This window comes from Scytonema sp. UIC 10036, from assembly GCF_009725235.1.
Genome location: NZ_WJFC01000294.1, coordinates 1 through 12,704, shown reverse-complemented (window position 1 = coordinate 12,704; position 12,704 = coordinate 1). Strand labels below are relative to the sequence as shown.

The 12,704-nt window shown below is 40.3% G+C and carries 3 protein-coding genes; 2 read left to right on the top strand and 1 reads right to left on the bottom strand.

Annotation, left to right across the window (positions count from 1 at the left end):
• The first annotated feature begins 98 nt into the window (after nucleotides 1-98).
• Nucleotides 99-1,214: a type I restriction endonuclease gene (locus tag F7734_RS57310; protein WP_155753056.1), complete on the top strand. Its 1,116-nt coding sequence runs from the start codon at nucleotides 99-101 to the stop codon at nucleotides 1,212-1,214.
• Nucleotides 1,215-1,316: 102 nt separating this feature from the next.
• Entirely contained in the window at nucleotides 1,317-1,520 is a 204-nt protein-coding gene (locus F7734_RS57305; protein WP_155753055.1) for a hypothetical protein, read from the top strand.
• A 1,097-nt stretch (nucleotides 1,521-2,617) separates the two neighbouring features.
• Here F7734_RS57305 and F7734_RS57295 read toward each other — a convergent pair.
• Nucleotides 2,618-12,235: a DUF4347 domain-containing protein gene (locus F7734_RS57295; protein WP_155753053.1), complete on the bottom strand. Its 9,618-nt coding sequence runs from the start codon at nucleotides 12,233-12,235 to the stop codon at nucleotides 2,618-2,620.
• Nucleotides 12,236-12,704 lie beyond the last annotated feature (469 nt).

Sequence of the window (12,704 nt, the reverse complement as noted above, 5' to 3'; positions counted from 1 at the left end):
GTTATAAGCATAATAAATAGATATATTTCCGGATGTTTGTATTACACTTTGAAAGTGTTGATATCCCACATCAATTTACTATATAAAAATAAAAATCTATGGACTTTAGTGATGAAATAAAGCAACTTTCTCAAAATATACAGAAGCAAAAAAGTCTTGTAAAAAATGAAGAAGCTACGAAAACAGCTTTTATATTACCTCTAATTAAAGCTTTAGGATACAATGTGTTCGATGTTGGTGAGCTGGAGCCAGAGTTTGTAGCCGCGTCCCCTGGCTTAAAAGGAGAAAAGGTTGACTATGCAATCAAAATAAATACTGAACCAGTTATTCTTATTGAATGTAAATGTTGTCATGAAGGATTAGAACATCCAAAGCATAGCTCCCAGTTATTCAAGTATTTCAATGCCACTGGTGCTAGATTCGCAATATTAACTAATGGAATATTATATCAATTTTATACCGATATTGATAAAGACAATATAATGGATGATAAACCTTTTTTTGAGTTTAACTTAGAGGAAATAACCAAATCTTCAGTTAATGTTTTAAAAAAATTCTCTAAAGCAGAATTTAATCCGCAAGGTATGAAAAACTTTGCTATAAATATGCTTTATACAAAAGAAATAAAAAGATTGTTGTCAGAACAATTAAATAATCCTTCTATTGATTTTGTTAAGTTTTTCGCCAGCCAAGTTTATAGTAAAAATTTAACAACTTCAGTCATAGATAAATTTACAGATTTAGTAAAACAGTCTGTAGAAGACTACTTTGAAGAAAGAATTACCAAAAAAATAAAAGATGTAATTAATCCTCCTGATTTAGATGAAAAAGAGCCAGAAACGAAAGATTTTATAGAAAATGAAAAAAGTGTAATAACAGATAATAGTTCATCCAACGAAAAAATCAAAGCTTTTCATATTGTCGAAGCAATTTTGAGAGAAGTCATAGACGTGAATCGCATCCAATGCAAAGATAACCGTATATACTTCAGTATTAATGTTGACACTGGAAATAGAAAAACAATATGTAGATTAAGGTTTAATGGTGGTAAAAAACACATTGGAATAATGGATGTTGATAATAATGAAGTCAAACATCCAATTGCAACTCTAAATGATATTTATAAAGTTGCAAATATTTTAAAGGACAGAGCAAAGTTTTTGACTGAAGGAGAAAACTTTGAATCTCAGATACATAATATCAGCGAATTTTGAAACCTCAGTTTTCAAAATTTAACCAATTTTGTTTAAGTTGTGGTGAGTTTTGGTAGCTTGCAACCGCTTGGGAATTATTAAGTCCATATTCAGAGGAAGTAAATGTTTGATAACCTTGTAAAATTCGTGAGTGATTCTTCTGGTTTAACCAACCAATTAAGGATAGCCGAATGGGCAAAATTGAATAGAGTCAATCCATTTGATATGGGTTCTAAAAATTATCAACGTTGTTTGTATGATTTAGGGTTAGGCGGTAAGTATCACGAGCTTGAGTACAATGAAGATGGTAGTCTAAAGTACCAGTAACAATGTTGACTTGTGTTGGCAACCACTACACAAGTTTTTCTCAAAACTACGGTAAATTGATAAACAACAACGATTTGTTGAAACCGTTGCTTTTTCTAACATCGTAAACGACATTGTACAGGTTGGAGCCGATGGATCTCCTGCTTGGGGTGAATTCTTAAAGAAAGGGGCAGATCTAAGAAAAGGTTTCTTTGGCGATCCTTTAAGAGATTTTTAATAGAGTCGCAACTCTCTAAATTAATCCGTTAGGAGTTGTTGAGATCCTGAAAGAACTAGCACTTAGTCAAGCAATTAAAATTTTCGCAATTTTGAGATTAGAGCTTTACTCGCTTGGCATTATCCTATCAATTTAGCACGTTAAGTACGCAAGATCCCAATTTTCTATAATTCTAAAAACTTCTGCTTTAGTGAAAGGTTTTGGTTGAACTGGATTTAACTTGATTTGCTTTTTAATTTCTTCCTAAATTTCTGTATTATTGTATATTGCAGCTAGTTTTATAACATAAGATTTAATGGTTACTAAACTTAGATCGTTATATTTTAGATGTTGTACGAATTTTTGCAAATCGTTTAAATCATTAACTTCATTTTGACCATGAAAAAATCAATTATTTGATAGCAGCTTGATAAACTTTTATGGTGATTTGAGATGTGATTCCACGGGATATTATTAGACGATTAAATCGCGAATCTATATCAAAATTTTTACTATTTTCGCTAACTTTATTAATTACTTTTTCTGGTTTATAATTTTTTTAACGTTTCGTCAAAGTTTCCGAAAAGTATATCAATCTTAATTTCATTTGCTAATTTATTTACAGCGATTGTATTGACTTTCGATTCGGTTAGTCCTGGAGATAAATAAAACTTTTTACCTTTGTATCTCCAATACAATGATAGTTGCCATTTCTTAAACTGATAGATATTTCACCCTTTTTACTTCTAGTCATGGAATCAATTTCAAAGTTACCCAAAGTTTTTTAACTCTCAAAAGTATTTTAAAATCTTTGGTAAATTTGCCGTTAATCCTTTAAATTCTTGACGACATTTTGCAGACAAAAGAATTTTTAAAGGTATTTTTTTAACTATTATATTTTTTAGATAAAATTTGAAATATTCAAAGTGGATGCTTGAACTCCAGTTAAGACTGCTAAATGTTTTTGATTGGAATTATCAAAGATAAAGGTGTTGCTCAGAACTTGAGTTATGGATAGGGCAGAGTAGGTTAAGCTACCTGATAGACGAATGACATCTTCTCCTACACGGAAATCGTTAATGGTATCAACTCCTTCATTCCTTGCCAGAATAAAAATATCATTGCCTTTTCCACCAGTTAGGTAGTCGTTACCCAATCCTCCCCAAAGTTCATCAGCACCATCGTTACCCCAGAGCAAATCGTCTCCTGCTTCACCGTAAAGCCAATCCTTACCTTCACCGCCATAAATCAGATCGCTCCCGTTACCACCTTTAATTAAATCGCTGGTGTTAGAGGTTGTATTTGTTACACCTGTAATGAGATCGCCAAAGATAGTGTCGTTACCATCTCCAGCATCAATCTCATCCGCGCCCAATCCAGCAACGATCGCATCATCACCTTCAAGTCCCAAGATGCGATCGCGATTTGTCGTTCCCATTAGGTTATCGGCTCCGGGGGTACCGACAATCGCATTTAAAGGAGCAATGGTACCAATTCCCAGCCCGTCTTTAATTTCAGAGTTCGTGGAGTTAGCCAGTTTCACAGCAAAGGTTTCTGCATTTTCAAATTGGCTGTCAACCAATGCCGTAACACTAATGGTTTTGCCAGTCTCCCCAGGATTGAAGGTGAAAGTTCCTGTATACGCCGTTGCTGTGTAATCGGAGTTAGCCGTGGCAGATTCATCAACAATGCTGTATTCTACTGTAATTTGTTGGTAGCTGGGGTTAGAGAGGGTGACATTAAAGGTTGCTGTGTTTCCTTCACTGACAGTCACATCATCTATAAAAATGCCAGGGAAACTGTCATCATTGACGATTTTTACTGCTGCTATATTGGTAGTAATTGTAGCACTAGCGGGCGCTTCTGCCGGACGTGCTTTGCTTAGAGCAACAGACAGAATTTCATCTGCTTCAAATGTTTTGTCCCCAAGAACATCAACTGTAATGGTTTTGGTTGTTTCGCCAACTGCGAAGTTGAGAGTCCCTGCTTGAACTGGTGTTCCACCCGTAACTTGTATGTTGTTATAATCGCTACCAAGCTCTGCTGTTCCCTCAAGGGCATAGTCTACCTGGCTTGCTATCCCAATTCCACCACTTCTTGTTACAGTGAAAGTCAGTGTTTTAACTCCAGTGTCATCTTCATTGATACTGTTGTTAGTTGAGAGATTTGATGCAATATCGTATGTAATGGTATCGTTAGCCGCAATTGTAACCTTCGCGTTGCTCTTGGCTGTATCAAGAACGTAACCGCTACCTGCAGTTAGGTTGAGTTGCAAGCTTTCGTCTCCCTCTGGGACAGTATCATCATTCGGTGTGAGAATGACATCAACAAAACTTTGTCCGTCAAGAATCTCTACAGAAACTTGGTTTTGGTCGTTTAAGCTAAAGGTGTAATCATTAACACTTACTGTACTTGCATTGTCGATCGCAAAATTTACTGTTAAATTACCGATTGTACCAGTACGACCGATCCGGAAAGTACCGAAGTTGTTTCCTGACTCATTTGCTACGGCATCAAAGGCTGTAATACTGACAACAGGGGTAATAGTGATGTCAATAAAATCGCTATCCTCTAAAGCTCCTAACTCTCCTTCCTTGCCAGTATAACCCCTGTCATTAGTGAAAATTTCAACTTTTCCAACTCCAGAGAAATCAGCAGTCGGAATGAACTTCATGCCCTGAAGTGCGGCGTTAATGTCATCAATAGTACCTATAAAGGTCATGCTAACATCATCGGTGCCATCGCCTTCGCCTTGAGAAAAGTCTAATTTCTCAATGCTGTTGGCATTTAAACTGACACTTCCATAAGTTGCTGTGAGTGTCACCTTAACGGGGTTGTTGAGTGCATCGATATCGCTAATAGAGATGCGATTGTTAGTTGCTTGACTGAAGACAAGCGGTGTGTTGGCGATGGTAGACTGCGCTGTTATGGGTACTGAGTTAACGGGAGGTTCGTTAATTGGCTCAATGATGATTTTGACGGTGTTGGTAACTGTAACAGCAGAACCACCTGTATTTCCCAAATCATTAGTTTTAATTGTTACACTACCTTCTCCAAAGACATTAGCCGTAGGATTAAAGGTCATCCCCGCAAGAGCGGTATTGATATGGTCTAGAGTACCTTTAAAGATAATTGTTTCATCATCGATCCCATCACCCGTTGTCATGAATAATCCCGAAGTACCACTTAAACTGATATTTCCTTTCGTAGCAGTCAGCGTCACTTCAACTTGATTGGAACCAGCATCTGCATCGCTAACAGAGATAAGTTGTTCGCCACTAAAGATAAATGGTGTGTCCTCTTGTGTGGTGACTTCATTGGGGAAGGTATGAACGGGAGGATCGTTAAAGGAGGTAACGGCAATCTCAATTGTGTCCTTGTCAGTGGCATTGCGATCGCCACCAGTATTACCCAAGTCGTCGGTTGTAATTTCTATAGTTGCTGGAGTGGAACCGGAGTAGTTGGGTGTTGGATTAAAGGTCATGCCAGCAAGTGCAGTATTGATATCTGCAATAGTACCGCTCAAAATCATGGTGGCATTGTTGAGACCGTCACTATTGCCGTTCCAAATGTTTAATCCTGTAGTACCACTTAAACTCAGGGTGCCATTAGTTACGACAAACGTGACCTGAATTGGGTTGGCACCAGCATCGGGATCGCTAATGGAGATGAGATTGCCATTTTCTTTGCTGAAGACGATTGGCTTGTCTTCATCTGTAGTCAATTTTCCAGGAACTTGATTGATGGGAGGGTCGTTAACAGATTGAATATTGATGTTAATCGTGTCTGTGGCAGTTAATACTTCTTCATCATCAGGAGTGTTCGGAATACCACTGTTCCCCAAGTCACTGGTTCTTATTTTTATGCTAGCAGAACCGGAAGCTTCGGGTGTTGGATTAAAGGTCATGCCAGCAAGTGCGGTGTTGATGTTGGCGATGGTTCCTGTAAACATCATACCGTTGCTACCATTACTGCCTTGAGTAAATTGTAATTCTTTGGTACTACTCAAAGCGATCGTGCCATTGGTAGCAGTGAGTATCACCTCAACGGGTTGATTTCCTGCATCTATATCGCTAATGGAGATGAGGTTGTTGCCACTAAAGACAATGGGTGTGTCTTCAAGGGTTGTCAGTTCTTTATTGAGTACGTTATTGACAGGAGCATCGTTAATGGATTGGACATCGATGCTAACACTGTTTGTAATTGTCTTTGCTCCTCCACTGCCAATACTTCCTTTGTCATTAACAGTAATTTCTACGGTTTCCGTACCGAAGAAGTTAGCTTTGGGAAGAAACTGCATGCTTGCTAGTGCAGTGTTAATGCTAGCAATGGTGCCAGTCAAAGTCATATTTTCTGTACCATTGCCACTTGTAATGCTTAATCCCGAAGTATCGTTTAAATTGATAGTCCCATTGCCATTGACGACTTTCAGGGTGACTTCAACTTCAAGCGAGCTACTATCGCCTAAATCAACATCGCTGATTGAGATGACACCACCAGTTTCTGCAAAGACGAGGGTTGTGTCTTCTTTGGTTGTTTTCTTTGCAGGGAGGTTAATAATGGGTGTGTCGTTGACTGCCTTGACGTTTATCGCCGCATGAGCAATGTCAGTACTAAAGGAAGTTGAACCACCGTTTTTGGTTGTATCGCCAATTCCACCGTTGCTACCGTTGGTTCGATCCCAAATTCGGAAGGAAAGCCCTTGCGCGATCGCACCAGTAAAGTTAGTGTTGGGTACAAAGCGAACTTTTGTCTTATCATCAGCTGCTAACAATCGAGCCGCACTTTCTGATAAATTACCAAAGTCAATCCACGTACCATCTGTTGAGTACTGCCATTTACCGTTGGTATTGTCTTTGGCAAAAACTGCAATTCCTTGCAACGCTTGAGGATCGGTGTCCAGTACGCGCCCTGCGATGATTGTAGATATAAGTGTTCCCTCGTTGTTCGTGTTGTCCTCATCAATTGCGGCGACGGAGATGGGATTGAGAGCAAGAATTAATTGTGGAACATCGGTTTGGTTTTCTCTGGATTGGTAATTGTAAGCAAGCCCTGGTTTATTGAAGTCAATGTGGTTGATAGCTAAGGAGAATTTTTTGTCTCCTGTCAGCTCTGTAAGAAATTGGGAACTTATATCGACAGTGTGTTGTTGAAAAGTATTATATGCGATCGCCCATGTCCCCAAAGCCTGAGTTTGATAAGCTGGTTTGTCTCTCCAAGTGATAGTATTTTCTTGCCAAGTATCATTAGAGACAAAATGAATAGAATGATAATCTTCATGGCCCAATTCCGAGCTAGTGCCACTCATTTGGAAAGTTGCAGTCTTCAGTACACTTGCAAGACCAATGGGTAGAGAAGCCAGGTTAAACCGAACGTAAGTTTGTTGCGAACCATTTTGGACACCTCTCACTTTTAAGGTTGTGTCGCTACCGTAGTTCCTAGAAGGAGAAGCGGAATTTACCCATGCATCAGCTTCCGCATAGACAGCGATCGTATCACCAACAAGAAGGGGGGCATCATTCAACGGGTTAACAACAATCTTAATGGTATCTTCGTCACTTTTTGCTCCCCCCGCACCTGTATTCCCTTGGTCGTTTGTGGTGACTTTGATTTCAGCAACACCACTGTAGTTTTGGAATGGGGTGAAACTCAACCCGTTCAGGGAGGAATTAATGTTGGAAACTCGACCCGTGAGGGTAATGGTGCTCGTGCTATCCCCTGTGGCTGTAACTCCATCAAAATTTGCCAGTTTAAGAATCCCATTGGTTGCAGCTAACGTCACTTGAACGCGATTGTTTTCTGGGTTCTCTTGTGCATCTAAATCAGCAATCAGAATTTGATTGTTCGTTTGAGAACTAAAGACAAGCGCCGTGTCTTCATTTGTCGTCTGCTGTGCAGTCGGAACCGTGTTCACAGGAGCATCGTTGACAGGGTTAATCTTAACTATGACGCTACTCGTAGCAGTTTTTGCCCCTCCACTGCCTGTATTTCCTTTGTCATCAACGGTAATATCTATCTTACCTTCAACAACGGAATTGGCAGTGGGATGGAACTTCATCCCCAGAAGTGCGTTGTTAATATTGGCAAGAGTACCAGTAAAGGTCATGGTAACATCTTCAATCCCATCGCTACCGTTGCTTGTAAAGATTAATCCTTCTCTAGTGCCATTCAAACTGATAGTGCCATTGGTGGCATTGAGTGTCACGGTGACTGGAGTGCTATCACCTGCATCTATATCCACAATGGAGATAACACCGTTACTTGCGTTAATCACCAAAGGTGTGTCTTCGTCTGTAGCCAATTCTACTGGTGCGCTAATAACAGGCTCGTCATTCACGGGGCTGACTGTGAAGGCAGCAGTGGCTGTGCCAGTACTGAAGGGAGTTGTCAAACCGTTGACTGAGACATTGAATCTTTCACCGTTGTAACCCTCGCTTCGATCCCAAGCGTGGAAGGTGAGACCATCACCCATGTTACCTGTAAAGTTAGGACTGGGTATAAAGCGAATCTTTGTGTTTGGTTCTGATGCTAGTAATAATGCTGAGGTTGTAGAGACAGTACCAAACTCGTTCCAAGAACTGCCTCCATCAGTTGAGTATTGCCACTGACCGTTGGTGGTGTTGGTTTTGACGATCGCAATTCCTTGTAACGCTCCTGCATCTACATCGCTTGCGTTACCAGTAATGATTTCAGAGACTAAAATCCCGTTATTGTTGGTGTCATCTTCTGTAATTGCCGTCTTAACTGTTACAGAGTTGGAAAGGATGACGGGGGCATCGTTAACGGGTGAGACGTAGATGTTAATGGTATCTGTGTCGCTTTTTTCTCCTCCCGCACCTGTGTTACCTTTATCATTTGTGGTAATTTGAACTGTGGTATCACCATTAAAGTTGAGTGTTGGGGTGAAACTGAGACTGTTAAGGGCAGTATTAATTTTGGGAATTGTACCACTGACTGTGACTTGCCCTGTGGTATTATCTGTAATGTTAACCTCAGGTGTACTTGCTAAGGTTAGAGTACCGTGAGCAGCAGTCAGCTTGACCTCAACTATTTTGTCTGCAGCATCAGCATCGCTAATTTGAATTTGATTTTCACCAAAGACAAGTGCTGTTTCTTCTGCAGTGGTTAGTAATGTGGTGGGGACTGTGTTGACAGGAGCATCGTTGACAGGGTTAATCTTGATATTGACAGTGCGATCGCTAGTTTTTGCTCCTCCTGCACCAGTTTTCCCTAAGTCATCCACATTAATAGCGATTTTACCATCAGTTGTGTTAGGTGTTGCATGAAACTTCATGCCTAAAAGTGCGGTATTGATATTGGCAAGAGTCCCAGTAAAGGACATACTGACATCTTCAACACCATCACCATTGGTGAAAGTAAAAGGCAATCCCCCACTGCTATTCAAACTTATAGTGCCATTCGTAGCTGTGAGAGTCACCGCCACCACTTGGTTCCCAGCATCTACATCACTAATAGAAATAGCACCATTGCTTGTATTGATAACCAAAGGCTGGTCTTCTTCTACAGTTAATTCTGTAGGTGCGTTAATAACGGGAGCATCATTGACAGGGTTGACTTTGATGTCTGCAGTTGCAGTTTCCACGCTGAAAGCAGTTGTACCGCCGTTGCTAGAAGTATCAGCCGTACCGCCATTACTACCAGTTGTTCGATCCCAAGCACGGAAGGTAATACCGTTTGCGATCGTACCAGTAAAGTTTTCTTTAGGGACAAACCGAACTTTTGTACTACTATCTGCTGCCAGCAATAAAGCCGAACTAGAAGATAACGAAGTGCTAAAACCAGTCCAATTGACACCATTATCTATCGAGTATTGCCACTGACCGTTACTGTTATGACTTCCAATAACAGCTATTCCTCTTTGCGCTCCTGAATCCGCATCAGAAATACGACCGTTAACAATTGTAGAAACCAAAGTGCCGCTATTTTGAGCGCTGTCCTCATCTATTGCAGTTAAAGAGATGGGAGAGAAAGAAAGTTCCAGTCTTGGAACTAAACTTGAACCGCTTTCTCTGGAATAATAATCAACAGGATTAACTGAAGTGCTAAGATTGGCGATCGCATATGACAGTTTTTTATTACCTGAACCTGACAGTTCAGCCAGCACTTGAGCTGTTGCATCCACAGCGTGTGTTTGAATCGTACTATTGTTAGACTGTAGCGACCAAGATGTTTGTTGGTAAAGAGGTTTGTTTGCCCAAGTGATGGCATTTTCTTGCCAAGAATCGTTGTCAATATAATAAAGATTGTGAGTATAGCTATTGCCAGAAGTCGAGCTTGTGACTCGGAAAGTCGCAGAAGTCAGCACGTTGTTACTCATGCCGTTAGGCAGGGAACTCAGATTGAATCGGATAAACGCTTCAGACTGACTCTCGCTTTGATTGTCTACACTCAAAGCCGTACTGCTACCATAGTTTGCTTGAACATCAGATGAGTCTACCCATGCATCGGCTTCTGCATACACTGTAACGGAGTTAGAGAACAAGACAGGAGCATCATTAACAGATGTAACGCTAACATTAAATCTGCTAGTCGTGATTTGAGCACCGTCAGCACCCGTATTCCCTTTGTCATCTGTCTTAATCTGAATTGCAGCAGTACCATTAAAGTTTTGATTTGGGGTAAAACTCAGACCATTTAAAGCCGTATTAATGTTGGTTACGGTTCCCACAAGAACAACGTTACCAGATTTATCACCTTGGACATTAATCCCTGTTGTATTTCCTATTGAGAGAGTGCCATGAGTAGTCGTTAGTGTGACTTCAACTGGATTGTTAAATGCATCTGCATCACTAATGGAAATAGTATTAAAAGACAGTACTGTCTCTTCTTTAGTGGTTGAACCGCTAGGTACTGTATTGATAGGCTTACTATTACTAGATTCGTTCAGCAGTACCGAAAAGTTACTAGAACCAAAATTGGCAACAACTAAGTCAGATTTCCCATCCTTATCAAAGTCACCAGCAACAACAGATACAGGATTAGATCCAACAGTCACGCTATTGGTACTGCTAAAGCCACCGCTACCATTACCCAATAATAGCGAGATGCTGCCAGAAGTAGAACCCGTTGCAACGGCTAAGTCAGATTTCCCATCCTTATTGAAATCACCAACAGTAATAGATGAAGGGTTTGTTCCTACTTCATAATTGGTAACATTCCCAAAACCACCAATATTATTACCCAACAGTATAGAAACATTGTTAGAACCAGAGTTGGCAACTGCTAGGTCAAGTTTACCATCCCCGTTGAAATCGCTGACAATTATGGACTTGGGATTTAAAGCCCCCGAACCCAATTCGTAAAAAGTCGCATTGCTAAAGATGCCGCTACCATTACCTAATAATAGGGCAATGTTGTTAGAACCGGAGTTTGCAACGGCTAGATCGAGTTTGCGATCGCCGTCGAAGTCAGCGGCGACAATGGAATTGGGAGTTGTGCCAACATCATAGAGTGTAGGATTGCTGTAAGTCCCGTCATTCTTGCTTAAGATGACTGAAACTTTATTCGGGTTTGTCGTAACTGCTAAGTCAGAAGCGCCATCTCCATTAAAGTCACCTGTGACAACGGAAGTAGGATTTGTTCCCGTCACTCCAACTACAACATTGGTGGTAGTGCCAAAACTGCCATTAGCATCGCCCAACAACACCGAAACAGTGTTAGAACCAGAGTTGGCTGTCACCAAATCCAGGTAACCATCTTTGTTCAAGTCACCTGTTGTCACAAAAACGGGATTTGCTCCTACTGTGTACTCATCAACAGTATTAAAGTTACCACTACTATCACCCAACAGCACTGAAACACTGTTAGATTGTTGTGCGACTGCTATATCAAAATTATTATCTTTGTTAAAGTCAGCCACCGTGACAGAATAAGGTGCGGAGCCTGATATCTCGGCAACGCTTGTAAAGGACATGGGTAAAATTGACTTGTAGGTATTCTTCACCTCTGGTGTAAAAGCACCATGAGATTCAATTTCCCCTGTTGTCACTTCTAAATCCCAATCTCCCCCCAGTTCGGCATTTCCTGTAACGTCCTCAGAAGCAGTGACATCAGCCCCCGTAATTTCTGCTAGTTGCTGTGCAAAAGCTTGACCGATTTCACCAGATGCAACATTACAACCGTAAAGCAAAATATCAGCATCATCAGTTAAAGCATGTGCCCATTGCTGCAACTGTTGTTGGTAAAGCCCTAAAGTCTCGTTGTTGAGTTGCGTTATCCCCAGCTGCAAGTTAGCTTCTGCACCATGGGAAACGATGTGAACGGATTGGTATGTACCTCCCTGCAAAGACTCCGTAATTTGAGTAATTCCATCTTTGGTTGGGTCTAGGATAACAATTTTGTAACCGGGTTTTACACCAGATATCAAGCTTTGGTAATCCGCCACCGATGTATCTATAAAGACAATATGTAGATTATCTGTGTTATCTTTTGTAAAAACTGATTTTTGTGTATAATTTTTCTTGTAAGTTTGGGTAATATGCTCTGTTGAATTCATCATAGTTGCTTTTATTCCAATAGAAATTTGAGTCAAAACAGGTATCTGCTGACTCTAGAAGTTAGTGTTATTAATTTGTTTACGTAACGTTAATTCTAAAAGCCAGTAGCAAGGCAATGTTGCTGCCTAATAGCAGTGATGACTTTCAGTCTCTATCACAATTTATGCTTTGTCTGAGCTAACAACTAGCGTAGTTTTACTGAAAAAATCTGGTTCTAAAGATGTAGGGGCGCAAAGCCTTGCGCCCCTACCAAGATTTTTGGGTAATGCATATTTAATTTTCACTCCTATGTCTTACTTATCAGTTAAGCCTAAAAATGCGAAAACACGTAGGTTGGGTTGAGGAACGAAACCCAACTTATCAGTTAAGCCTAAAAATGCGAAAACACGTAGTAGCGCATCTAGGTTAATTTGTTGGGTAGAAATTAATCAGTTAATTAGTTTCTTTTCTTTTCCCCCTGCTCCCGTGCCC